The 24720-nt window shown below is 72.2% G+C and carries 16 protein-coding genes; 5 read left to right on the top strand and 11 right to left on the bottom strand.

The window, feature by feature from the left end; translation table 11 throughout:
* Positions 1-25 precede the first annotated feature (25 nt).
* From ACZ4Z2_RS06455 to ACZ4Z2_RS06440, 4 genes are all read left to right on the top strand, one after another.
* Positions 26-1306, top strand: a complete 1281-nt coding sequence (locus ACZ4Z2_RS06455; protein WP_468072989.1) for a citrate synthase — start codon at positions 26-28, stop codon at positions 1304-1306.
* 125 nt (positions 1307-1431) lie between these two features.
* A complete protein-coding gene (locus tag ACZ4Z2_RS06450) occupies positions 1432-2370 on the top strand; it encodes a sucrase ferredoxin (protein ID WP_468072987.1) in 939 nt (312 codons plus the stop codon).
* Between the two features lie 112 nt (positions 2371-2482).
* Positions 2483-4249 carry an ATP-binding protein gene (locus ACZ4Z2_RS06445; protein WP_468072985.1) on the top strand — a complete coding sequence of 589 codons (1767 nt, stop codon included), beginning with the start codon at positions 2483-2485 and terminating at the stop codon, positions 4247-4249.
* Positions 4249-4929, top strand: a complete 681-nt coding sequence (locus ACZ4Z2_RS06440) for a response regulator (RefSeq protein WP_468072983.1) — start codon at positions 4249-4251, stop codon at positions 4927-4929. Before ACZ4Z2_RS06445 ends, ACZ4Z2_RS06440 begins: the two co-directional genes overlap by 1 nt.
* A 132-nt stretch (positions 4930-5061) precedes the next feature.
* Here ACZ4Z2_RS06440 and ACZ4Z2_RS06435 read toward each other — a convergent pair whose 3' ends face one another.
* From ACZ4Z2_RS06435 to ACZ4Z2_RS06425, 3 genes are all read right to left on the bottom strand, one after another.
* Positions 5062-6654: a solute symporter family protein gene (locus ACZ4Z2_RS06435; RefSeq protein ID WP_468072981.1), complete on the bottom strand. Its 1593-nt coding sequence runs from the start codon at positions 6652-6654 to the stop codon at positions 5062-5064.
* Entirely contained in the window at positions 6651-7178 is a 528-nt protein-coding gene (locus tag ACZ4Z2_RS06430) for a DUF485 domain-containing protein (RefSeq protein ID WP_468072979.1), read from the bottom strand. Before ACZ4Z2_RS06430 ends, ACZ4Z2_RS06435 begins: the two co-directional genes overlap by 4 nt.
* 174 nt (positions 7179-7352) lie before the next feature.
* A complete protein-coding gene (locus tag ACZ4Z2_RS06425; protein ID WP_468072977.1) occupies positions 7353-9476 on the bottom strand; it encodes a DNA gyrase/topoisomerase IV subunit B in 2124 nt (707 codons plus the stop codon).
* Positions 9477-9943: 467 nt separating this feature from the next.
* On the opposite strand from ACZ4Z2_RS06425, the gene ACZ4Z2_RS06420 reads away from it, so the two are divergent.
* Positions 9944-10174 carry a DUF7455 domain-containing protein gene (locus ACZ4Z2_RS06420; protein ID WP_468072975.1) on the top strand — a complete coding sequence of 77 codons (231 nt, stop codon included), beginning with the start codon at positions 9944-9946 and terminating at the stop codon, positions 10172-10174.
* 210 nt (positions 10175-10384) lie between these two features.
* Here the strand turns inward: ACZ4Z2_RS06420 and ACZ4Z2_RS06415 are convergent, their stop codons facing one another.
* The 8 genes from ACZ4Z2_RS06415 to ACZ4Z2_RS06380 form a co-directional block, all read right to left on the bottom strand.
* Positions 10385-11200 (bottom strand): serine protease, encoded by an 816-nt coding sequence (locus ACZ4Z2_RS06415; protein WP_468072973.1) that lies wholly within the window; start codon positions 11198-11200, stop codon positions 10385-10387.
* 145 nt (positions 11201-11345) lie between these two features.
* Positions 11346-12890, bottom strand: coding sequence for an RNA polymerase sigma factor (locus ACZ4Z2_RS06410; protein WP_468072971.1), 1545 nt, complete (start codon positions 12888-12890; stop codon positions 11346-11348).
* Positions 12891-13647: 757 nt separating this feature from the next.
* Positions 13648-14535, bottom strand: coding sequence for a FadR/GntR family transcriptional regulator (locus ACZ4Z2_RS06405; protein WP_468072969.1), 888 nt, complete (start codon positions 14533-14535; stop codon positions 13648-13650).
* Between the two features lie 185 nt (positions 14536-14720).
* Entirely contained in the window at positions 14721-16802 is a 2082-nt protein-coding gene (locus tag ACZ4Z2_RS06400; protein ID WP_468072967.1) for an ABC transporter ATP-binding protein, read from the bottom strand.
* A 108-nt stretch (positions 16803-16910) separates the two neighbouring features.
* Positions 16911-17669: an NUDIX hydrolase gene (locus ACZ4Z2_RS06395; RefSeq protein WP_468072965.1), complete on the bottom strand. Its 759-nt coding sequence runs from the start codon at positions 17667-17669 to the stop codon at positions 16911-16913.
* Positions 17670-17820: 151 nt separating this feature from the next.
* Positions 17821-19731: a glycogen debranching N-terminal domain-containing protein gene (locus tag ACZ4Z2_RS06390; protein WP_468072963.1), complete on the bottom strand. Its 1911-nt coding sequence runs from the start codon at positions 19729-19731 to the stop codon at positions 17821-17823.
* Positions 19732-20371: 640 nt separating this feature from the next.
* Entirely contained in the window at positions 20372-22195 is a 1824-nt protein-coding gene (locus ACZ4Z2_RS06385) for a DUF4192 domain-containing protein (RefSeq protein WP_468072961.1), read from the bottom strand.
* Positions 22196-22476: 281 nt separating this feature from the next.
* The gene (locus ACZ4Z2_RS06380; protein ID WP_468072959.1) at positions 22477-24636 is read right to left on the bottom strand and encodes a DEAD/DEAH box helicase; all 2160 of its coding nucleotides are present in this window, start codon (positions 24634-24636) and stop codon (positions 22477-22479) included.
* Between the last annotated feature and the right edge of the window lie 84 nt (positions 24637-24720).

Here is a 24720-nt window from a genome sequence, read left to right as displayed (position 1 = left end):
CAGCTCTATGGATACGGTGACGCCCATGACGGAGCAAGGCGCGCACGCATCGACGAACCCGGCGAAGACCTCCGCCCGCCCCGGGCGGCGGCTCAGCACGAAGGAGACCGCCGAACTGCTCGGCGTGAAGCCGGAGACCGTGTACGCGTACGTGAGCCGCGGCCAGCTCAGCAGCCGCCGGGACGCGGCCGGACGGGGCAGCACCTTCGACGCCGAGGAGGTCGCGGCACTCGCGCGCCGCAACCGGCGGGCCAGCGGCGTCCCCTCGACCGGCGGCGGCGAGCTGTCCGTCCGCACCCGGCTGACTCTCATCGAGCACGACCGCTACTACTTCCGCGGCGTCGACGCGGCCGAACTCGCCGCGGGCCACTCCTACGAAGAGGTCGCCGAGTGGCTGTGGACGGGTGTGCCGCGGCCGGGCGCCGCCTTCACCGCCCCCAAGACCTCCGTGGCCGCCGCCCGCCGCGCGGTCGAGGCGCTGCCGGAGCACAGCGGCCCCGTCGACCGGCTGCGGGTCGCGGCGGTGGCCGCGGCTGCCGCCGACCCCCTGCGCTTCGACCTCTCCGAGGAGGCGGTGCTCGGCACGGCGCGCACTCTCATCCCCACCCTCGTCGCCGCCCTCCCCCTGTCCTCGCGCGGCCATCGCGACACCGGCCCACTCGCCCACCGCCTCTGGGCACGGCTCAGCGGCCGCGCGCCCGACGAAGCCGCCCTGCGGGTGCTCGACACGGCGCTCGGGCTGCTCGCCGACCACGACCTGGCCGCCTCCACCCTGGCGGTCCGCGTCGCCGCCTCGGCCCGCGCCCACGCGTACGCGGCCGTCTCCGCGGGGCTCGGCGCCCTGGAAGGCCCGCTGCACGGTTCGGCCAGCGCTCTCGCCCACCGGCTGCTCACCGATGTGCTGGACCAGGGCAGCGCCGTCCCGGTGATCGCGGAGGAGCTGCGGACGGGCCGCGGCATCCCGGGACTCGGTCACCGCCTCTACGCGGGCGAGGACCCACGCGCGCGTGCCCTGTTCGCGCTCCTGGCCGACATCCCCCAGGCGGCGCCCGCCCTCGCGGCCGCCCGCGACATCGTGTCGACCGCCGCCAGGCACACCCCCCTGCACGCCAACGTCGACCTGGCCCTGGCGGTCTTCACGGCCTCCTTCGGCATGCCCCCCACCGCCGGCGAGACGGTCTTCGCCATCGCCCGCACGGCGGGCTGGATCGCCCACGCGCTGGAGGAGTACGGCGAGCGCCCCCTGCGGATGCGCCCGAGCGGCCAGTACGTGGGGGTGCGACCACCCCAGCCGCTGCCGGAATGAGCACGGCCGGAACCGCGGGGGCGTGCGGTCCGCCGAATCAACCGGGGAGGGGCTCGCGGGCCCGGAGCACGCCCCTTCGGCCCGGCCGAAGGCGCTCGGGCCGAAGTCAGGTTAGGCTCACCTCTGTGAGTACGTGCACATCCGCGTCCCGACACCTCGCCGAGCCTCTCGCGGGGACCGCCGCCACGGCGAGGACATGGCTGCTGCTGGAACAGCCGGGCCCCTGGGGTGCCCAGGCGCTCACGTCGAGCCACCTGGACCCCGCGCTCGGCCGCGCCCTCGAAGCCGCCACCGCGGGCACCGGCGTGCGCGTGGCGCTCATCCGTCGCCCGGGCCGCCACGCGGACTGCCGCGAGGTCCATGAGCGCCGGGTGTACATGGCCCACACGGTCCCCGGGAACGTCTGGCTGCACAGCGCCACGACGACCGACCCGGAGCGCCTGCTCGACCTCGACTTCGCCGCGCTCGGCGACGGAGACCCCCGCACCTTCGAGGCGGCCCTGGACGGCCGGCCCCACACCGGCCACCCCCTCGCGCTCGTGTGCACCAACGGCAAACGCGACCGCTGCTGCGCCCTCCTCGGCCGGCCGCTCGCCGCCGAGCTGGCCGCCTCCGGTGTCGAGGGCACCTGGGAGGTCACCCATCTGGGTGGCCACCGCTTCTCGCCCACCCTCCTCGTCCTCCCCTCCGGCTACGTGTACGGCCGCGCCGAGGCCCACCACGTCAAGGAGGTGCTCCACGGCGTACGCGAAGGGCGCATCGTCACCGAGGGCTGCCGTGGGAACTCCGCCTGGGAGCGCCCGGGCCAGGCGGCGGAGCTGGCGGTGCGCGCGGCGACGGGCGAGGACGCGGCCGACGCCCTGACCGTCCTGCGCACGGACGGTGCCGCCCCGCGCTGGGAGGTCACCGTCGCCCACGTCGACGGCCGCCGCTGGAACGTCACCGTCGCCCAGGGCGCGGCCCAGCCGCCCCGCCCCGAGAGCTGCGGCTCTCCTCTCGGCTCCCCGGCCCGCATGGACGTGACGGCCGTACGCGAACTGGTGCCGGCGGCGCTCGCCGGTTAGACCGACCCGCGCCCGGCCCGCCCTTCGCGCCCCACCACGCCCCCGCGCCTCCCTGAGATACCCGCCACACCCCTCTACGTCCGGCGCGCGCCGTCCACGTACGGTCAGGTGTATGAGCCCCACTCCCCCCGCACGTCGCCTGCGTCTCGGTATGCCGCGGCGGGTGTTCTCGCAGGTCCTGCTGATGCAGGTGGCGATCGCCGCCGGTGTCGCCGTCCTCGCGACCGGGCTGTTCCTCGCACCGCTCAGCGACCAGCTGGACGACCAGGCGATGCGCCGCGCCCTCGCGATCGCCCAGACCACGGCGGCCCAGCCGCAGATCGCCGAGGACCTGGTCAGGACCGAGCCGTCCGTGAAGGGGCCGGTGCAGGTGGAGGCCGAGCGGATCCGCAGGGCCAGCGGCGCCGAGTACGTCGTGGTGATGGACGACCGCGGGGTGCGCTGGTCCCACCCCGACCCCACCGAGATCGGCGGCCTCGTCTCGACCGACCCGCGCCGCGCCCTCGCGGGGAACGAGGTCATGGAGATCGACTCGGGCACCCTGGGGCGGTCCGCCCGGGGCAAGGTGCCGTTGCGGGACGCCGACGGAAGGATCGTCGGCGCCGTCTCCGTCGGCATCGAGTACGACAATGTGCGCGCCCGGTTGATCCACGCGATCCCCGGGCTGCTCGCGTACGCGGGCGGGGCCATGGCGGTCGGCGCGCTGGCGGCGTACCTGATCTCCCGACGGGTTCACCGGCAGACCCGTGACCTGGCCTTCTCCGATATCGCGGCGCTCCTCGCGGAGCGCGAGGCGATGCTGCACGGCATCCGGGAGGGTGTGGTCGCCCTGGACCGCGCGGGCCGCGTGCGCCTCCTCAACGACGAGGCGCAGCGCCTCCTCGGGCTGGGCGACGAGGTGGTCGGCCGGTCGCTCGACGAGGCGCTCGGCCCGGGCCGCACGACCGATGTGCTGGCCGGCCGGGTCACCGGCACCGATCTGCTCACCGTCCGCGGGCGGCGCGTCCTGGTCGCCAACCGGATGCCCACGGACGACGGCGGCGCCGTGGCCACCCTGCGCGACCGCACCGAGCTGGAGCAGCTGGGGCGCGAGCTCGACTCCACGCGCGGACTGATCGACGCTCTGCGCGCCCAGGACCACGAGCACGCCAACCGGATGCACACCCTCCTCGGCCTGCTCGAACTGGAGATGTACGACGAGGCCGTGGAGTTCGTCGGTGAGGTGGTCGGCGACCACCGGGCGACCGCCGAGCAGGTCACCGAGAAGATCCACGATCCGCTGCTCGCCGCGGTGCTGGTCGGCAAGGCGACCGTGGCGGCCGAGCGCGGAGTGGCGTTGACGGTCACCGGGGGGAACCCGCTGCCGGACAGGTTGATCGATCCCCGTGGACTGGTCACCATCGTCGGCAACCTCGTCGACAACGCCCTCGACGCCGTCGCGGGCACCCTCCACGCGCGCGTGGAGGTCGAGTTGTGGGCCGAGGGACGCACCGCGATCCTCCGGGTACGCGACACCGGGCCCGGCGTCCCGCCCGAACAGCGGGAGTTGATCTTCACCGAGGGCTGGTCCACCAAGACTCCCCCGGCCCATCGCGAACGCGGCATCGGGCTGTCCCTGGTGCGCCGGCTCGCCGAGCGGCAGGGAGGCAGCGCCCGGGTCACCGAGGCCGAGGGCGGCGGCGCCGAGTTCACGGTCGTCCTGCCGGAGGCCCTGGCGGAGCCGGGGCTGGTGACGCAATCGTCCGCGTCGGCGCTTACGTCTACGGCCCCCGACGAGGGAGCCGGCCCGCACGACGAGCCGACGGCGGGCCGTGACGCGCGCCCGGGTACCCCGCTTGAGCCGGGAGCAGCCGTCCCGGCCACCGAGAAGGAGTCGTGATGATCGAGGTCCTGGTCGTGGACGACGACCTGAGAGTCGCCCGGGTGAACGCCGCCTACGTGGAGAAGGTCCCCGGCTTCCGGGTGGCGGGCGTGGCGCACAACGCGGCGGACGCGCTGGAGCAGTTGGAGAAGCTGCCCCGGGTGGACCTGGTGCTCCTTGACCACTACCTCCCGGACGAGACGGGCCTCATGGTCGTCCAGGAGATGCGCAGACGTGGCCACCAGACCGATGTGATCATGGTGACGGCGGCACGGGACGTCTCCACGGTCCAGGCGGCGATGCGGCAGGGCGCCCTGCAGTACCTGGTGAAGCCGTTCGCGTTCGCGGGGCTGCGGGCCAAGCTGGAGGCGTACGCGGAGCTGCGGCGCACCCTGGACGGAGGCGGCGAGGCCGAGCAGGCGGAGGTCGACCGGATCTTCGGCGCGCTCTCGGCGGGCGGTGAGCCGGACCTGCCCAAGGGGCACTCCGCCACCACGACCGAGGTCGTACGCCGGGCCCTGATGACGGCGGAACGCCCGCTGTCCGCGCAGGAGATCGCCGATCGGACCGGCCTGAGCCGCCAGACCGCCCAACGCTATCTGAAGCTCCTGGAACGCACCGGACGCGCCCGGCTCACCCTCAAGTACGGCGACGCGGGCCGCCCGGAACACCGTTACGAATGGGCGACGCGCCCCTGAGCCCTCGGGAGCCCGTCTCCCCCACCGGCCTCTCCCGCCTCGACCGAGCGCCCCACCGGACGCCCGCCGGACGCCCGCCGGACGCCCGCCGGACACCCCACCAGACGCCCGCCGGACGCCCCGAAAGGGCCGTCAGACCGCCCCGGCGCCCGTCAGCGACCTCACCTCGGTCTCCGCGTGCTTCGCCTCGTCCGGCGGTTCGGCGGAGGTGACCGTGCCCAGCCACCCCGCGGCGAAGCCCAGCGGGATGGAGACCACGCCCGGGTTCTGCAGCGGGAAGTACTGGAAGTCGACGCCAGGGAAGAGGGATTCGGGGCTTCCGGACACCACCGGCGACAGCAGCACCAGCACCACCGCCGGGACGAGCCCGCCGTACACCGACCACACGGCGCCGCGGGTTGTGAAGGAGCCCCAGAAGAGGGAGTACAGCAGGACGGGCAGGTTGGCCGAGGCGGCGACGGCGAAGGCGAGCCCGACGAGGAAGGCCACATTGAGGTCGCGGGCGAGCAGCCCGAGCGCGATGGCGACGGCCCCGATCCCGACGGCGGCCGTACGCGCCACGGCCACTTCGCTGTACGGCTTCGAGCGCCGGCGCCGCAGTGACGCGTACAGGTCGTGGGCCACGGAGGCCGACGAGGCGAGGGTGATGCCGGCGACGACCGCGAGGATCGTCGCGAAGGCGATGGCGGCGACAACCGCGAACAGAACCGTTCCGCCGGTGGAGCCCGCTCCGCCGCCCAGTTCGAGCGCGAGCAGCGGAACGGCCGTGTTCCCGGCCGCGTTCGAGGCTCGAACGGCTTCGGGGCCGACGATCGCGGCCGCGCCGAAGCCCAGCACGATCGTCATCAGGTAGAAGCCGCCGATGAGCCCGATCGACCACACGACCGAGCGACGCGCCGCGCGTGCGGTGGGCACCGTGTAGAAGCGCGACAGGATGTGCGGCAGCCCGGCCGTGCCCAGCACCAGGGCGAGTCCGAGGCTGATGAAGTCGAGCCGGGCGGTCCAGTCCCCGCCGTACTTCAGTCCCGGCGCGAGGAAGTCGGCCCCGTGGCCGCTGCGTTCGGCGGCCGTCCGCAGCAGATGGTCGAAGTCTCCGTGGAACCGCACCAGGACGAGCACGGTCAACGCGATCGCCCCGCCCATCAGCAGGACCGCCTTCACGATCTGAATCCAGGTGGTGGCCCGCATCCCGCCCAGCGACACATAGACGACCATGAGCGCGCCGACGCCGATGACCGTCCAGGCCCGCGCCGCCTCGCCCTCGCCGCCGAGCAGCAGCGCGACGAGGGTGCCCGCCCCCACCATCTGCGCCACCAGGTACAGAACGGACACGGTGACCGAGGAGGTGCCCGCCGCGATCCTGACCGGCCGCTCGCTCATCCGCGCCGCGACCACGTCGGCGAGCGTGAACCGCCCGCAGTTGCGCACCAGTTCGGCGACCAGGAACAGCACCACGAGCCAGGCCACCAGGAAGCCCACCGAGTACAGCAGTCCGTCGTACCCGAAGAGCGCGATGAGGCCGGAGATGCCCAGGAAGGACGCGGCGGACATGTAGTCGCCGGCGATGGCAAAACCATTCTCCATCGGCGAGAACAACCGCCCGCCGGCGTAGAACTCCTCCGCCGAACCATGCCGGTTGCGACTGACCCAGGTCGTGATCCCCAGGGTGACCGCGATGAACGCGCTGAACAGCAGCAGGGCCAGGGTCTGATGGTTCCCGGTCATCGGTCGCCCCCTACGGCTCCGCGCGTCAGCTCCTGGGTGTCCCACCGCAGATCGAGGGCCGCCCGGTCCCGCCGCAGCCGGGCGTGGCGGGCGTAGGCCCAGGTGAGCAGGAACGTCGTGAGGAACTGCCCGAGCCCCGCCAGCATCGCCACGTTGACCGCGCCCGCCACGGGCCGCGCCATCAGCCCCGGCGCGGTGGTCGCCGTGACCACGTAGCCCACGTACCAGCTGAAGAAGACCGCGACTCCGGGGACGACGAATCTCCGGTACCGGCGACGGACCTCCTGGAAGGCGGCGCTGCGCTGCACCTCCACGTACACATCGCCGGCGGCCCGTCCCTCCTCCCGGGCCGCGGGCACGGCGGACGGCGCCCCTCCCGTGCCGTCCACCTCTCCCCACCCGGAGGCCAACGCGTCATACCAGGGATCATCGAACCGCACGTCCGCCGGGGCCGCCCCCCGCCCCTCGACCACGCTCTCGGAACCACCCGCGCGACGGCGGGACCGGCCGGTACTTGACTGCATGCCCAAGCATGGACAGACCCCGACGACCCCCGCCGATGCCCTTCGCCAATCTTCACCCCATCAGGTGAAGCACAGGCCGACTCCGAAGCGCGAGGTCGACGCCCGGCGGAACGGCCGCACACCCCGGGACACTGCTCACCCTCGGCACGACGCGCGGCCGGGCGAGCGCAGCGCTCACGCGTCGATACGGGACCGGTCCAGCGTCGCCGCCGAGCTGGAGATGAACTCCTTGCGGGGGGCGACGTCGTTGCCCATCAGCAGGTCGAAGACCTGCTCGGCGGACTCCAGGTCCGAGAGGTTGATCCGCCGCAGTGTCCGGTGCCGCGGGTCCATCGTCGTCTCCGCCAGCTGGTCCGCGTCCATCTCGCCGAGGCCCTTGTACCGCTGGATGGAGTCCTTGTAGCGGACCCCCTTGCTCTGGAACTCCAGCAGCTTGTCGCGCAGCTCCCGGTCGGAGTACGTGTAGACGTACTTGTCCTGGCCCTTCTTCGGCTGGATCAGCTCGATCCGGTGCAGGGGCGGCACCGCGGCGAAGACGCGCCCCGCCTCGACCATCGGCCGCATGTACCGCTGGAACAACGTCAGCAGCAGGCACCGGATGTGGGAGCCGTCCACGTCGGCGTCGGTCATCATGATGATCTTGCCGTACCGAGCCGCGTCGATGTCGAACGTACGCCCGGACCCGGCCCCTATGACCTGGATGATCGCGCCGCACTCGGCGTTCTTGAGCATGTCCGTCACGGACGACTTCTGGACGTTGAGGATCTTGCCGCGGATCGGCAGCAGCGCCTGGAACTCGGAGTTCCGGGCGAGCTTCGCCGTACCGAGCGCCGAGTCGCCCTCGACGATGAACAGCTCGCTGCGGTCGACGTCGTCGCTGCGGCAGTCGGCGAGCTTGGCCGGCAGCGACGACGACTCCAGCGCGGTCTTCCGGCGCTGCGCGTCCTTGTGCTGACGTGCGGCGATGCGGGTACGCGCGGCCGCGACCACCTTCTCCATGACGACCCGCGCCTGAGCGGCGGCGTCCCGCTTGGTGGAGGTCAGGAACGCCTTGAGCTCCTTGGAGATCACCTGGGCGACGATACGGCGGGCCGCGGACGTCCCGAGGACCTCCTTGGTCTGGCCCTCGAACTGCGGCTCGGCCAGCCGCACGGTGACGACGGCGGTCAGACCTTCCAGGGCGTCGTCCTTGACGACGTCGTCCTCGGCGACCCGGAGCATCTTCTTGGCGCGCAGCACCTCGTTCATCGTGCTCGCCACGGCCTGTTCGAAGCCGGCGACATGGGTGCCGCCCTTGGGGGTGGCGATGATGTTCACGAACGACTTGACCGTCGTGTCGTAGCCGGTGCCCCAGCGCAGCGCGACGTCGACGCCGAGTTCCCGGGTGACCTGGGTGGGGGTCATCTGACCGTGCTCGTCCAGGACGGGGACGGTCTCCCTGAAGGTGCCCTCACCGGTGAAGCGGAGGATGTCGCAGACGGCCTTGTCGGTGGCCAGGTACTCGCAGAACTCGCTGATGCCGCCGTCGAAGCGGAAGGACTCCTCGCCCTTGCTTCCGCCCTCGCCGAGCCCGTACTCGTCACGGACGACGATCGTCAGGCCGGGCACCAGGAAGGCGGTCTGGCGGGCGCGCTGGTGGAGGTTCTCCAGCGAGAGCTTGGCGTCCTTGAGGAAGATCTGGCGGTCGGCCCAGTAGCGCACGCGCGTACCGGTGCGCGTCTTGGGGATCCGCTTGGTCTTGCGCAGCCCGCTCGTGGCCTCGAACTTCGCGTCCGGGCCGTTGGCCGCGAAGGCGCCGGGCACACCGCGGCGGAAGCTGATGGCGTGCGTGTGGCCGCTGCGGTCCACCTCGACGTCCAGGCGAGCCGAAAGCGCGTTCACCACGGAGGCGCCCACGCCGTGCAGACCGCCGGAGGCCGCGTAGGAGCCGCCGCCGAACTTGCCGCCCGCGTGCAGTTTGGTCATGACGACCTCGACGCCGGACAGGCCGGTCTTGGGCTCGACGTCGACGGGGATGCCGCGGCCGTTGTCCCGGACCTCCACGGAGGCGTCGTCGTGGAGGATCACCTCGATGTGGTCGCAGTAGCCTCCGAGGGCCTCGTCCACGGAGTTGTCGATGATCTCCCAGAGGCAGTGCATCAGACCGCGACTGTCGGTCGAGCCGATGTACATTCCCGGGCGCTTCCGCACGGCCTCGAGCCCCTCGAGGACGAGCAGGTGCCGCGCGGTGTAGTTGGAACCGTCCCGGTCTGCTCCGGTCAGCAGCGCAGTGGACGGCACGGACGTCTCGGCGGTCACGCGGTTCGCTCCTCGCTGAATTTCAGGTGAGGCCCTTTTGGGTAAGGGGCCCGGCTCTGTTGCCGGTCCGAGGGTACCGAGCCCTGGTAGAGCCGTTGTCACGCCACCCTCGCCGGAGACTCAGGGTAGTCCAGGCTCGCATGCGTGTTCGATCCCTCGATGGGGTGAAGTACATATCACGTTCCCTTCGAGGCATGAACCATTTAGGCTCCGGGCACGTCCTCATGAACAACCGGCAACCCAGCCGGGAGGACCGTACAACCGAGAGAGCAACCACCAGAACCACCGACAGACAGCGCGAACCCGTACGACACGAAGACACGCACTACGGCTCATTCGCCGCCAACCGGCAACAGACAGCCGGCCTGGAAAGATTTTTTCGAGGAAAAGCCGCGAGCGGGAACGTTTTCGGCCTGGTTGGATGTTGACCCTGGTACGACAGCTCGTCGAGCTAGAGAAGAGGCGACGTGACTACTGTTCTGACCCCCGCGACCCCGCTGACGGCCGCTGACCGATGCGACCGCTGCGGCGCCCAGGCATATCTGCGCGTCGTCCTGCTGAGCGGCGGAGAGCTGCTGTTCTGCGCCCACCACGGGCGTAAGTTCGAGCCTGAGCTCAAGAAGATCGCCGCGGAGATACAGGACGAGACGGAGCGGCTGACGTCCGTTCCCGCCACCGCGGAAAACGACGAACGCTGACGCTTCGCACCAACGACGAGCCGACACCGGCTCGAGGCCGGTGACCGGGCGGCCACTCCCGCACACACGGGGTGGCCGCCCGCTCTCGTTCCGCGGCCCGGCACGGCACCGTGGCGGTACTGCGCTTGGTGGCGATGCGCCGTACAGCCACGCGGCCCCACGGGGCAGGGCGTCAGCCCTCCCTCAGGCGTACGGCGCTCAGCAGATCCCTCAGCGGCTCTCCGCCAGCACCTGGGCCGCATAGGAGGCCCTGGTGTACACCCCCGGGCTTCCGGCCAGCCCGCAGCCGCTGCCCCACGACACGAGCCCGATCAGCTTCCCCTGGGCGACGAGCGGCCCCCCGCTGTCCCCCTGGCAGGCGTCCCGGCCGCCGTTCAGCTCCCCCGCGCACACCATGGAGTCGGCCCGGTACCGGCCCTCCGCTCCGCCGGGGTAGGCCCGCTCACACTCGGAGTCGGCGAGCACCCGGACTGTCGCGGCCCGCAGGCTCTGCGCGTAGTCCCCAGCGCCCGTGGTGTCGCCCCAGCCGTAGACCGCGGCGGCCGTGTCCGCCGCGTACGCCGGATCGCCGGCTCCCGCCAACGGGAGGACGGAACTCCCGGGGAGCGGCGTCGCCAGGGTGACCACGGCGAAGTCACCGGCGTTCGTGTCGGCGTCGTACAGCGGATTGACCCAGGTGTCGCTCACCGGGATCTCCTGCCCCGCGTTCGACTGAAGATCGGCGCGGCCCGCGATGACCTTCAGATCGGAGAGCCCTCCCGGCGGCCCCCCGAGCACGTCCTCGCTGAGACAGTGGGCGGCTGTCATGACCGTGGAGGGGCCCACCACGACGCCGCCGCAGAACTGCCCGGCTCTCGTACCCCCGAACCGGTCACGGCTGGACAGCGCCACCGTCCAGGGCGCCTGGGAGATCTCGACGGGATGACCGCCGATGACGACATCGGCGGACGCGGTCCGAGGTCCTGCCAGCGGTATGACGGCCGTGGCGGCCGTCAGGGCCAGCAGTCGGGCGATGGTTGGACGCATGCGCGCTCCTGACTCCGAGAGATGGATGGCACACCCAGAGTTATCCACCTGGCGGGCCGCCGCATGCCGCGCCCACGCCGAAGGCCCGGCTCCTTCGAGGGAACCGGGCCTTCGATGCTGTCGCGCGGGCGGGGCCGCTGGCGACTCAGTCGAGGTAGTCGCGCAGGACCTGCGAGCGGGACGGGTGGCGCAGCTTCGACATCGTCTTCGACTCGATCTGGCGAATGCGCTCACGCGTGACGCCGTACACCTTGCCGATCTCGTCGAGGGTCTTCGGCTGACCGTCGGTGAGACCGAAGCGCATGGAGACAACGCCCGCCTCGCGCTCGGAGAGCGTGTCGAGGACGGAGTGCAACTGCTCCTGGAGGAGCGTGAAGCTGACCGCGTCGGCCGGGACGACGGCCTCGGAGTCCTCGATGAGGTCACCGAACTCGCTGTCGCCGTCCTCGCCCAGCGGAGTGTGCAGGGAGATCGGCTCGCGGCCGTACTTCTGGACCTCGATGACCTTCTCCGGGGTCATGTCGAGTTCCTTGGCCAGCTCCTCCGGGGTGGGCTCGCGGCCCAGGTCCTGGAGCATCTGGCGCTGCACGCGCGCGAGCTTGTTGATGACCTCGACCATGTGCACCGGGATACGGATGGTGCGGGCCTGGTCGGCCATCGCTCGGGTGATCGCCTGACGGATCCACCAGGTGGCGTACGTGGAGAACTTGTAGCCCTTGGTGTAGTCGAACTTCTCGACGGCTCGGATCAGACCGAGGTTGCCCTCCTGGATGAGGTCCAGGAAGAGCATGCCGCGGCCGGTGTAGCGCTTGGCCAGGGAGACCACCAGACGGAGGTTGGCCTCCAGGAGGTGGTTCTTGGCGCGGCGGCCGTCCTCGGCGATGATCTCCAGCTCGCGCTTGAGCTTGGGGGCGAGCTTGTCGGCGTTGGACAGCTTGTCCTCGGCGAACAGACCGGCCTCGATGCGCTTGGCGAGCTCGACCTCCTGCTCGGCGTTGAGCAGGGGGACCTTGCCGATCTGCTTGAGGTAGTCCTTGACGGGGTCGGCGGTGGCACCGGCGGCGGCGACCTGCTGGGCGGGCGCGTCGTCCTCGTCCTCGTCGGAGAGGACGAAACCGGCGCTCTCGGCGCCCTCGGGCTCGTCACCGGGCTTGCCGCCGGGGGTCTCCTCGAGGACTTCCTCGTCGAGCAGCTCGACGTCGTCCTTCTTGGCGGTGGTCTTCTTCGCCGCCGTCTTCTTGGCGGCGACGGTCTTCTTAACGGGGGCCGCCTTCTTCGCGGTCGCCTTCTTGGCGGCGGCCTTCTTGGCGGGTGCGGCGTCCTCGGCGGAGGCTTCGGCCGCGGGTGCCGCCGGCGCGGTCGCGGCGGTGGCCTTCTTGGTGGTCACCGTCTTCGCCGCGACCGTCTTGGTGGCGGTGCGCTTGGCCGGACTCTTCGCTGCGACGCTCTTTCGGGTGCGCTTTGGCTCCGCGGCACTGACCATCAGCGTCACACCCTCTTCCTCGAGGATCTGGTTGAGGCTGCGCAGTACGTTTTTCCACTGAGTGGCCGGGATCTGGTCAGCTTCGAAGGCCCGACGCACATCGTCGCCGGCGATCTGCCCCTCAGCCTTTCCCCGCTCAATGAGCGCCATGACAGAGACGGACTCGGCGATCTCCGGCGGGAGCGTACGGGATGTGCTGGCCGACACGAACAACCTCTCGGAACGTTGGAAAACGGCTTCCGGCCCCGTCCACAGCGGACAGGAGCCGACCACCGGCTTGGGGATGGGCCGACGGTGCGGGCGGGGGCCGGGAAGATGCACAGCGCCCTGAACGGCGTCCGTATTCCCTCCGCGGCAGTCACCTCTTAGGTCATCGCGTTGTTCCCGCGAGCGTTACGCCCAATCTGCGTGGCCCGAGTCACACCCCGTAAGCGCTCAAAAGCGGTCAGACACGGCCAGAGGTGGTCGAGCAAGGCCACGACCGGTGCTAATGCCTTGTGTACCCGCACGATTGCCGAACGAACTCCACATCGGGGGTTCGCCGCTCTCGCGGAGGGTCACGGTCCTGTTTCGAGGGGTGGGGGCGACGGGCGACGGGCGGGGCCGACGCGATACGGGTGAGGGCGGCGGGCGACGGGCGACGGGCGACCAGGCCGCCGGGCTATGGGCTGGTCATCCTGAGATCCCTGCCGCGCCAGTCGGGGTGGTGGGCCGTGCGCCGTGGGTCGTCGGTCGTCGGTCGTCGGTCGTGCGGCCATGATCGCCTGGGGTCGTCTCGAGTTATCGGCGGCGACCAGGGCGCGGGCCCGCGTCCGACCCGGGTCCGTCGGCCCGTCGTGCCGCCCGACCCCGCCGAATCCCGGAAGGATCCGATGGGGTCCGGCGGCACACGGTTCGTCGGTCGACGAGGGTCACCGAGGGGGCGCACCACGGCCGTGCCGCACCTGGCGCGCTGGGCGTGCCCTCAGTGCTCGCGGGGCGCGGGCACCACACGTTCGACCTCGGGGTGGACCGTCAGCAGCTGCCGCATGGCCGTCTCGGCCGCCCCTCCATCGCCCGCGGCGAGGGCGTCGACGATCCGGGCGTGGTGCACGAGGGTCGACTCGCCCGGCCGGTCACAGCCGGTCGCGGGACCGCCGGAGACCTGGAGCGCCGCCGAGACGATGCCGGAGAGGTGCTCCAGCATGCGGTTGCCCGCGACCTGGATGAGCAGCGAGTGGAACTCGGCGTCCGCGCGGGAGAAGGTCAGCGCGTCGCCCTGCGCCATGGCGTGGCCCATCAGCTCGACCATGTCGCCGAGCCGCTGCTGGACGTCGTCGCGACCGTGCCCGGCGGCGAGGCGGGCGGCGAGGGGCTCGATCGTCCAGCGCAGTTCGCTGAGCTCGCGCCGCTGGTCGTCGCGCTGGGGGCCGAAGGCCCTCCACTCGATGATGTCGGGGTCGAGCAGGTTCCAGTCGCTGACCGGGCGGACGCGCGTGCCGACGTTCGGGCGGGCACTGACCAGCCCCTTCGCCTCCAGCACGCGGAGGGATTCACGGACGACGGTGCGGGAGACCTCGAACCGCTGACCGATCTCCTCGGGGACGAGGGGGCGGTCCGCCCCCAGGTCACCGGAGACGATCATCTGGCCGAGCTGCTGGACCAGTTGTCCGTGCAGCCCGCGTCCGCGGCTCCCGGCGGCGCGACGGCCCGCGCGCCCGAGCTCGGGGTCCGCGCCGTCCCACGAGGGGATGCCGACACGGTCGACGCCGGGGTGCTCGGCGAAGGGGTAGCGGTCGAGTTCGCCCGGTCCTGCGAGGCCGGAGTCGGCGGAGCGGGCGGCGGTCATCATGGTGTGCGCAAGGGTACTCACGCATCCTTTGTCGGCTGCGTTCTCAACTCCCTTGAGGTCTTTGGTGAAAAGCACACGAAAGGGTGATCGCTCACCCCGTCGCAATTGACGCCTTATCGGAAAGAAATGGGCGTTCTACGAGGAGTTGTGCACATTGCGGCGACGGAAGAGCACGGAGGGTGAGCACGAAAGAGTGAGGGTGATCATCATCGGACCCGGCTGCGCGCGGTGGTGAGCAGGTAGGCCCCCAGCAGAGCGGTCAGCGACAACAGCAGCGCCCCGCCCTCGGGTTGGACGAGCATCCGCGCCAGCGCCTCGACGTAGCGCTCGCCCCCGAACGGCCACTGCGCCAGCAGCAGCTCGCGCAGCCGCATCGGAAAGCCGACCGCATGCCGCACAGCCGGCCCCCCCAGTGCCTTCTGCAGCAGGGGTACGACGAGGAGGGGGACGGCGACCACGGCCGCCAGCCCTGCGCTCGCCGAACGGAAGACCCCTGCCCCCAGCACCCCGGCCCAGGCGCACCCCACGACGAGGCCGAGCCAACTCGCACCGAGTGGCAGCCAGTCGCCGGGGACGGAGATGAGTTCCGGGCCGTGCAGGAGGTAGAGCACCTCCAGGTCACACCCCACGGTGAGCAGCGCCATCAGCAGCCCGGTGACGGCCGAGACGAGGAGCTTCGCCGCGAGCAGCCCCAGACGGCGAGGTACGGGGCCGCCATGCACGGCCAGAGCGGGGTAGCGGAACTCGTCGCCGAAGGCGATCGCGCCGAGCAGCCCCGCCCCGAGGGCCGCGGGTGGCAGCGGAAGCTCACGCGGCCACGCGGCCAGCAGCCGCGGCTGGGGGGTGTGCCCGATCCTGGCGAGCACCACGGACATGACCGCGGACACGACGAGCACGACGGCGGCCGTCGCATAGCCGGTCGCGACCCCCGTGGCACGGCGCAACTCGTACCGCAGCGGACGCAGCGGGTTGGGCAAGGAGCGGACGGTGATGGGCGGCGGCAGCACGGGCAGCGCGTCGGCCTCGACCGAGCGGGGCGAGTGGGGGGCGGGACTCCGCCGAACCTCGGTGTTGTCACTGTGGTCGATGTTGTCGCCGTGATCGGTGCTGTCGGCCTGATCGGTGTTGTCGCCGTGACCGGTGCTGTCGGCGTGGCCGGTGTTCTCGTCGTGGCCGGTGTTCTCGTTGTGACCCGTGTTGTTCTCGTCGTGGTCGGTGTTCTCGTTGTGACCCGTGTTGTTCTCGTCGTGGTCGGTGTTGTTGATGTGGCCAAAGTGCCTAAAGGGGCTGGCGTGCTCAGTGGGTCCTGAGTGTCTGTTGGGATCCGGGAGCCCGGAGAGGTCAGGGTGCACGGCGGGGTCAGGGTGCCCGGAGGGGTCAGGGTGCCCGGAGGGGTTGCTTGCCACCGGCAACGGCCCCATGTCGCCGATCTCGTCGGCGAGTTGGTGGACGAGGATGCCGTTCCGGAACGCGGTCTCGCCGATCTCCGCGCACGTACTGCCGTACACCGAGAGCCGGTTGCCGCCCTCCCGGACGATCTCCACGGAACGTCGTGCCGTCCGTGCCTCCTTGGTCAGCAGAGCGGCCAGGCGGGCGGCATGCGGGGTGCGGACGGCGACTCGGGGGCGGAGGCGAGTGCGGGAGAAGTCGGCCACGTCCTGGTCGGCGACGAGTCGGCCCTGTTCGAGGGTGAGGACCCGGTCGGCGATCCGCGCGGCCTCCTTGGGATCGCCGGTGGTGAACAGGACGGTGCCGCCCTGGGTCGCGTGCGCCCGCATGATCCCGTGCACCCAACGGGCTTCCCGTACGGACAACCCGTGCGCGGGCTCGTCGAGGACGAGGGTGTGCGGGTCGGACAGCAGCGCGCAGGCAAGTCCGAGTCGGCGGTCCATGCCCCGTGAGAGGGTGCCCAGGCGGGCGTCACGCAGACTGACCAGGCCCACCACCTCCAGGACTTCGTCGGCCCGACGCACGGGCAGTCCCGCGGCCGCGCACAGCATCCGCAGATGACCGCGGACAGTGCGGGCCGGATGCCCGGGGACCTCGCCCAGCAGTACTCCCACCTCACGGTGGGGGTGCGCGATGCGGTGCAGGGGGCGGCCTCTGAAGTAGGTGATTCCGCGGCCCTTTTGGAGTTCGAGCATCAGCTTCAGCACGGTCGTCCTGCCCGCACCCGACGCGCCGAGGAGTGCGGTGACGCGGCCGGAGTGCGCCTCGAACGACACGTCGTCGACGGCGGGCGGGAGCTCCTTGCGGGGGATGCTGGTCAATCCGATGGCCTGGATCACCCGAAGCAAGATAGCGCGGTATGTCCGGTTTTCCGGGCACCTCGCGGCTCACTTCGAGGCAGCGGGCACAGCGGCCGGACACACCTCGGCTCCTTGGCGTGCGCCTCGTCAGACCTCGGGGCGGAGCATCGGCGGGTTGAGGAGAGTGGCACCGCCGGCGCGGAAGAGCTGGGCGGGACGGCCGCCCTGCCGGGTGGTCGTGCCACCGGTCGGCACCAGGAACCCGGGCGTGCCCGTCACCTTGCGGTGGAAGTTGCGCGGGTCGAGCGCCACGGCCCAGACCGCCTCGTAGACCCGGCGCAGCTCACCGACGGTGAACTCCGGCGGGCAGAAAGCGGTTGCCAGCGAAGAGTACTCGATCTTCGAGCGAGCACGCTCCACACCGTCCGCCAGGATCTGCGCGTGGTCGAAGGCCAGCGGGGCCACCGGCTCTCCGTCGTGCCCGTAACCCCCCTGCGCGAGCAACTCCTCGACGGGCGCCCAGCGCGCGCTGTTCGCGTCGCCGCCCGGGCGGGGCGCGGGCAGGTCGGGGGCTAGTGCGAGGTGGGCGACGCTGACGACCCTCATCCGCGGGTCGCGCTTCGGGTCGCCATAGGTCGCCAACTGCTCCAGGTGCGCTCCGTTGTCCTGCGCGGGGGTGGACGGGTCGTGAGCGGTCAGCCCCGTCTCCTCGGACAGCTCCCGCGCGGCGGCCTGTGCCAGATCCTCGTCGGGCCGTACGAAGCCGCCGGGCAGCGCCCATCGCCCCTGGAAAGGCTGTTCGCCCCGCCGCACGGTCAGCGCGCACAGCGCGTGGCGGCGGACGGTCAGCACGACCAGGTCGACGGTGACAGCGAAGGGCGGGTAGTCCGACGGGTCGTAGGGCATGCCGCGATCATAGTCGTCTTCCTGACGATAAACACTCCCTTCAGTGGTCGCTTCCCTTCTTGATCCGCTTCCGCCCCGCACCTGCCCCACGATCCGCCGGTCACCTCGGCGATATCCGCACAGGGCGCCGTCGATCAAGCGTCCGACGAGGTCACACCCCCAGCTGCAGACCGTCGGCCGCTTCCTCGACCATGGCGAGCCCCAGCCTGCTGACGCGTACGGCGAACGGGGCGCCGGCCACGCGCAGGCCCGTCAGGCCGATCTCACCCAGCGGCGCGCTGCTCACCGGACGCAGCGTGACCGTGCCGGCCGGGGCGTCCGGCCGGATGCCGACGAGGGTGGCGAGCAGCAGCACACCCGAGGCCGCCGCGGTCGCGGCCGGTCTGCAGGCGGCCGGATGCGGCAGTGGTGCGCCACCCGCCGTGCGCTGCTCTCCCGCGTACATCTCCGGGAGCCGGTGGCCGAAGCTCTCTGCCGCCGCCAGCACCCCCCGCACCAGCGAACTCGCCTCCTTCTCATAGCCCGCCGCCGCGAGCCCGGCGACCGCGATCGCCGTCTCCTGGACCCGCACGGCACCGCCACGATGCCCGAACGGGTTGTAGGCCGCCTCCTTCGCGCCGAGGCTCCGCAACCCCCAGCCGGAGTCCATGGCCGGGCCTCCGAGCAGCCGCGCGAGCTGTTCGGTCTGCACTTTGTCGAGCAGGCCCGGAGCCTGACGGCCGCCGCCGAGCAGCCCCGTGTCGAGAAGGTGGGCGGTGACCGCGCCCAGATACGGCACGAGGCGCCCGTCCGGGGTGCGGGCGGCGGCGGGTCTGCCGCCGCCACGGTCCTCGACCCAGAAGTCCGCCTGGAATCGGGAACGCAGCCGTATCGCCCATTCCCTCAACTCGTCCGCTCCGGGTCGGCCGTACGCGTCGAGCAGGTCGGCGCCCAGCAACGCCGCTCGGTGGGCGTGTGCCTGGGTCTCGCAGCGCAGCGGCCCGCCGGGGCGTGGGTCGGGCAGATAGGTCCCGTCTCCCACGGTGGTCCGCAGCCACCGCAGGCAGCGTTCGGCGGCCGGCAGCAGTTCCTCGGCCTCCTGCTCGGGAAGCCCCCAGCGCCGGGCCTCGGCCAGGAGGACGGGGAAGAGGAGGGTGGCCTCAGTGCCGGTGCAGCCCGGCGGCAGGTGAGGGCCCGCGTCCCTCCGTGGGCCGGGGATCATGCCCGACTGGGCCGCGCTGCCCGCGAGTTGGGTACGGGCAAGGGTGCGCAGGGTGCCTGCCGCCAGACGCGTACCCAGGGGCAGCGTCATGCGAGCCGCGATCAGCGCGTCGGCCGGCGCCATGCCGCAGCGCCAGGGTGCGCCCGCCGCGAGGTGGGTGTCGGACGGGTTCGCGGGGTCACGCAGCAGTAGGGCTTCCAGGTCTTCCAGACAGGTGCGCAGCAGCAGCCCGGCCCCAGGGTCGTCTCCCGCCGCCTCCGCCTGGGCGAGGGGACTCGTGGCGCCGCGTCCCACCGGTCTGATGGGGCCCGCGCCGTCCGGCCGTACCCGTAGCTCCACACTGCGCGAGCCGCCTGGGGGCAGTTCCAACTCCCACCGCAGTAGTCCGGCGGAGGCCAGCGCGTCGGCGGGGGGCGGGGAGGCGGTGACGGTCGAGTGACCGGAGGCGCAGGACCAGCGCAGGCCCGCGTCACGGACGCTGGCGGGCAGCTCGGGCCCGGCGCCGCCGGAGGCGACGGCGCCCAGTTCCGCGAGGTCCGTGCCGAGGGAGACCTCGACGGGCAGACGCAGTGGGCGGCGGGCCGTGCTGTGCAGGGTGATCCGCTCGGTGCCGTCGGCGTGGCGGGTGCGCTCGACCATGACATCCGGGTCGGGGCCGGCGTCGGCGGAGACGCGCAGCGTCCCCACGAAGCGGGCTCGGTCGGCCGCGACCATCCGTGCCTGAACGGGAAGGGGTTCCCGGCCGGCTACACGGATCTGACAGCGGGAGAGCATGCGCCGCCCCGCGCGGTAGAAGCCCTCCAGTCCTTCACCGGTCAGCTGACCGTGCTCACCGGAGATCGCGAGGCCGGGCAGAGCCACGCAGATCAACGAGGTGTGAGCAGGGGGCAACTCCACAGGGCGCCGTTGGCCAGGAAGAGACGGCTGGGTCGGAGCCTGGCTGCCCGCAGGAGTGAAGGCTGGTGGCTTGGGGGCAGCCGTGCCGGTCGCGGGGGATGTCGCGTCGCTCGGGAGCCTTGGGCGCACACCGACGGTGGGTGACGAAGGGCTGCGGATCTCCGGGCGCGCAGTCGCGCTGCCGTCGCCACCGCGGTTGCGGGGGGTGGGCTGACGGAGCCTGCCGAATGACGGGATGTCGTCGTAGGCGTCGGGCAAGGAAGGCAGGGACATGGAGTGGCTTCTTCTGCGGTCGGTGCGCGTGGAGTGCGCTCGGCACCTGGTGGAGAACGGCGGTGGCGGCACTGGCGGGGTGGCGGGACGGTGTGGCGGCGAGGGCAAGCCGGGGATACCGCCACTCAGGTGAACGGAGCGGCTCCACTCCGGGTCACGGCCGCTCATGGGGAAGCGTCTCCGGTCACGGCCGCTCATGAGGAAGCGTCTTCGGGGCACGGCCGCTCATGGGCAAGCGGACGGAACGGCGACCGGGAGCGTGGGTTCCGGGGCGGGGCGGCGTGTGGGCGCGTGCTGCCGGCGCGGGTGGCCTCGGGCCGGGCAGGTGTCCTCATGCCTCCCCCTCCGGCTTCGTGCCCTGGCCGTCGGCGGCCCGGCGGGCCCGGGATCGGCTGCCGGTGCCGTCGGCGGAACGCCCAGGGCGGCGGCCACCCGGGGAGGGCCCGTCGGTCGCACGCGGACGCCCTGCCTGGGCCGTACCACCAGGTGATCGCCGGCCGGCGGGCCTGTCCAAGCTCCGCTGCGACCGTGACCGGCGTCGACGCCGGGAGCCGCTGCCGCACGGCTTGTCCACGGATACCGCCTCACCGGGCGACGCCGCGCCTCCGCATGTCGCCTCACCGGGTGGCGTGGAGGCCAGGAGTGCCTCCTCACCGGAGAGCGTGCCAACAGAGGATGTTGCCCCGCCGCACTGTTCCGCGACCCCCAGTCCTCGTTCGGCGACCGAACCCGCCCCGGCCGTCGGCAACTGTCGCCCCTTGCGTTCCGCGCGGAGGCAGCGGCGGATCGACTCGGGGTCGAGGCCCTCGTTGCAGGCCTGGTGGAGGAGGCGGGCGAAGAGGTAGTCGCGGTCGGCGGCAAGGGCCATGGCCAGAGCTTCGCGCGCCTCCAGTTCGTCACCGGTGGACCACGCCACCCAGCCGGCCAGGGTGAGAGGAGCGGCGGCGTGTTCTCCGTAGGGGCCCACACAGCGGCGGGCGAGTGCGCGCCAGAGCCGGAGGGCGGGACCCGCTTCGTCGCCCTCCATCCACTCGGCGGCACGGTCCCGGGTCGCCCTGTCCTGGAGGCCCAGAATCATGGTCGCGGCGTCGGCGTGACCGATCAGCTCGTCGTCGCGCAGGTCCCCTTCGAGGGCGCCGGGCACGGTAGGTGCGGACGCGAGGCGTTCCATGGCTCGCTGGACCACCGCGAGCGTCTCCTCGGCCACGTCCGCGCGACTCTCCGCTTCCAGGATGCGCGGGACGAGGGCGGCCTGGGCGGCGTCGAGCGCGGTCTCCTGCTCCAACGCCGCCGCGGTCTCCCAGGGCATGAGCCGCGCCCGCAGCTCCCTCAGGGTGCCGCGCACCTGGAGGCCTGCGTAGGTCGCGGCGGCGGCCAGTACGGAGGTACCCGGCAGCCCCATCGCCTCGCCTTCCGGGGAGCAGCATCCGTTGCCCGGGCAGCAGTACGACCAGAAGCGGCCGTCGGAGATGCAGAGGGCCTCGACCACCGGGACGTCGAGGGCGCCGCAGGCCCTGCGCAGAAGCTGGGCCAGCGGCCGCAGGCGCTCCATGACATCGCGCGCCGACTCGCCGCCGACCGGGTCCTGGCACAGGAACGCGACCATGCTCTCCGGCTTGGCGCCCCGGCGCTCGCTGCCGGTCACCAGTCCGTGGGCCAGCTGCTGTGCCACGGACGGCCAGTCGTCCTGCTGGGGCGGAATGCCGAGCCGCGCCCGCCCGCCGAACCGCCCCTTCGCTTCGCGGTCGTGCAGCGCGACCAGGACGATGCTGTCCTCGGGGCGGTAGCCGAGCAGATACGGCAGGGCGTCGGCGAGCTCGGCCGGGGTTCGCAGCATGACCTGCTGCTCGCCGCCGGGGCCGGCAGCCGTGCCGTGTCCCGTGTACGCCCCGGATTCGCCGCGCCCCGAGAGAGGGGTGATGTCGTCGGGCACCGGCGCGTGCCGCATGAGCGCGCCCGCCGAGTCGGGCACCGGCGCGTGTCCCAAGGACTCGTCGTGCCCTGGCCGAGGCCGGCACTCCCAGTCGTCGTGCCTCGGGTGGGGCCGCCCCTCCCAGTCGTCGGACGCGGCGGTCCCTTCTCGCCCGAGCCGTCCCCTCTGCCCGCTGATGTCACCGTTACCGGGAGTCCCGGTCTGTTCGCCGTGATTCGTCATGCGGTGACCATCTCGCGGATCTCGAAATTCCGCTTTGCCCTGTGGATAAGTCCGACCATGACCACGTCAGAGGTTGTCCACAGACCTGCCCCGCCCCTCAACACGATGTCCGAGGCATCGGATTGCATGGGGCCATGAACAACGCGAGCAGCGGTCGGCCCCGAGCAGGCCAGGACGTCACTGTGCGGGGAACGGGCCCTGACCGGCGGGGCGACGGTCGGCGCCCTCGCTCGCGCCGTCGGACAGCACCTCCGCCTTCATTCACAGAAGCCGGTGCATACTCAGCCCGCCGTCGCCAGAACCAGGGGCAGGACCTGACCCGCGCCCGCGCGGCGCAGCAGGCGGGCGGAGACCGCGAGGGTCCAGCCGGAGTCGACGAAGTCGTCGACCAGCAGCACCGGACCCGAGGACTGTGCGAGGGCCCCGGCCAGTTCCTCGGGCACCGTGAGGGCGGCGGAGAGGGCCTGGAGGTGCCGGGCGGAGTTGCTGCGGCGCGCCGAGTGCCCGCCGCCCTGCGCGGTGTACGCGAGGCTGCCGAGGAAGGGCAGGTGCCCGATGGCGGCGACGCGTTCGGCGAGCGAGGCCACGAGTTGGGGACGCCGCGCGGAGGGCATGGCGACGACGCCCACCGGCCGCGCGGCGGAGCCGGGGCCGTCGGACGCCCAGCCCTCCGGGGAGCGCGCCCAGTCGGCGAGAACCGTCACCACGGCCTTGAGGACGTCGTCCGGGACGGGTGCGTCGGGCGCGTTCTCGGCCAGCAGGGGGCGCAGCCGGTTGCCCCAGCCGATGTCCGACAACCGCCCCAGGGCCCGTCCGGTCGAGCACTGCTCGGAGGCGGGGATACGGCCCTTGAGCTCCACCCCGAGCGCGGGCATCCCCGTCGGCCACATCTTGCGGGGCTCGACCTCCACGCCCGGTCGTGCCAGTTCCTGTGTCGCGCTGGTCAGCGTCTCCGTCGAGACGGTGGAGTCGAACCAGGCTCCCGCACAGTTGTCGCACCGGCCGCACGGGGCTGCCCCCTCGTCGTCGAGCTGCCGGCGCAGGAACTCCATCCGGCACCGGGAGGTGCTCACGTAGTCGCGCATGGCCTGCTGCTCGGCCGCCCGCTGCTTGGCGACCCAGGCGTACCGCTCGGAGTCGTAGAACCAGGGCTCGCCCGTGGAGATCCAGCCACCCTTGACCCGCTTGACCGCCCCGTCCACGTCGAGCACCTTGAGCATGGTCTCCAGCCGGGTGCGGCGGAGGTCGACGGACGTCTCCAGGGCCGGGACCGACAGCGGCCGTCCCGCGTCGGCGAGGGCCGTGAGGGTCTGCCGGACCTGCGCCTCGGGCGGGAAGGCGGTGTCGGCGAAGTAGCGCCAGATGGCCTCGTCCTCCTTGCCCGGCAGCAGGAGCACATCGGCGTGGGCCACACCGCGTCCCGCGCGCCCCACCTGCTGGTAGTAGGCGATCGGCGAGGACGGCGAGCCGAGGTGGACCACGAACCCCAGGTCCGGCTTGTCGAAGCCCATCCCGAGGGCGGAGGTCGCCACCAGCGCCTTCACCCGGTTCTCCTGGAGGTCGCCCTCGGCCTGGAGCCGGTCGGCGTTCTCCGTGCGCCCCGTGTAGGGCGCCACCTCGAAGCCGCGCTGCCGCAGGAAGGAGGTGGCCTCCTCGGCGGCGGCCACGGTGAGGGCGTAGACGATCCCGGAACCCGGCAGCTCCTGAAGGTGCTCCGCCAGCCAGGCCAGCCGGTGGGCCGCGTCGGGCAGGCGGACCACTCCGAGGCGGAGGCTCTCCCGCTCCAGCGGGCCGCGCAGCACCAGGGCCTCGCCGCCGCCGGTGCCCAACTGCTCGGCCACATCGGCCGTCACGCGCGCGTTCGCGGTCGCGGTGGTGGCGAGCACCGGGACGCCGGGCCGGAGTTCGGCCAGCATCGCCCTCAACCGGCGGTAGTCGGGCCGGAAGTCATGCCCCCAGTCGGAGATGCAGTGCGCCTCGTCGACCACCAGCAGGCCGGTGGTGGCGGCGAGCCTGGGCAGCACGTGCTCACGGAAGTCCACGGAGTTGAGGCGCTCGGGGCTGACCAGGAGGACATCGGCCTCCCCGCGCTCGACCTCGCCGTAGACGGTTTCCCACTCCTCAGGGTTGGCCGAGTTGATGGTGCGTGCCTGAATGCCGGCCCGCGCCGCGGACTCGACCTGGTTGCGCATCAGCGCCAGCAGCGGGGAGACGATCACCGTGGGGCCGGACCCGCGGCGGCGCAGCAGAGCCGTGGCGACGAAGTACACCGCGGACTTGCCCCAGCCGGTCCGCTGCACCACCAGGGCACGCCGCCGGTCCTCCACGAGGGCCGCCACCGCCTGCCACTGGTCCTCCCGGAGCCTCGCCGCCCCCGTGGGGTCGCCGACGAGCTCGGCGAGGATGGCGTCTGCTTCGGCTCGGAGCTTCACGGTGTCCATGCCCCCATGCAACCCGATACCTCGGACACTCAGCCACCTCACCCCACGCGACCCCTCCCTCACGAGCAGCCACGGCCGTGACTC

Source organism: Streptomyces sp. NPDC030183 (genome assembly GCF_055573455.1).
Note: the sequence above shows the minus strand (reverse complement) of the source record. Positions and strands in the feature narration are given on the sequence as shown.

Excerpts from the sequence above, each read along its gene's own strand:
- ACZ4Z2_RS06440 (WP_468072983.1), top strand. The coding sequence starts at position 4,249 with ATGATCGAGGTCCTGGTCGTGGACGACGACCTGAGAGTCGCCCGGGTG.
- ACZ4Z2_RS06435 (WP_468072981.1), bottom strand. The coding sequence starts at position 6,654 with ATGACCGGGAACCATCAGACCCTGGCCCTGCTGCTGTTCAGCGCGTTC.
- ACZ4Z2_RS06415 (WP_468072973.1), bottom strand. The coding sequence starts at position 11,200 with ATGCGTCCAACCATCGCCCGACTGCTGGCCCTGACGGCCGCCACGGCC.
- ACZ4Z2_RS06385 (WP_468072961.1), bottom strand. The coding sequence starts at position 22,195 with ATGACGAATCACGGCGAACAGACCGGGACTCCCGGTAACGGTGACATC.
- ACZ4Z2_RS06380 (WP_468072959.1), bottom strand. The coding sequence starts at position 24,636 with ATGGACACCGTGAAGCTCCGAGCCGAAGCAGACGCCATCCTCGCCGAG.
- ACZ4Z2_RS06455 (WP_468072989.1), top strand. The coding sequence starts at position 26 with ATGACGGAGCAAGGCGCGCACGCATCGACGAACCCGGCGAAGACCTCC.
- ACZ4Z2_RS06430 (WP_468072979.1), bottom strand. The coding sequence starts at position 7,178 with ATGCAGTCAAGTACCGGCCGGTCCCGCCGTCGCGCGGGTGGTTCCGAG.
- ACZ4Z2_RS06445 (WP_468072985.1), top strand. The coding sequence starts at position 2,483 with ATGAGCCCCACTCCCCCCGCACGTCGCCTGCGTCTCGGTATGCCGCGG.
- ACZ4Z2_RS06395 (WP_468072965.1), bottom strand. The coding sequence starts at position 17,669 with ATGCCCTACGACCCGTCGGACTACCCGCCCTTCGCTGTCACCGTCGAC.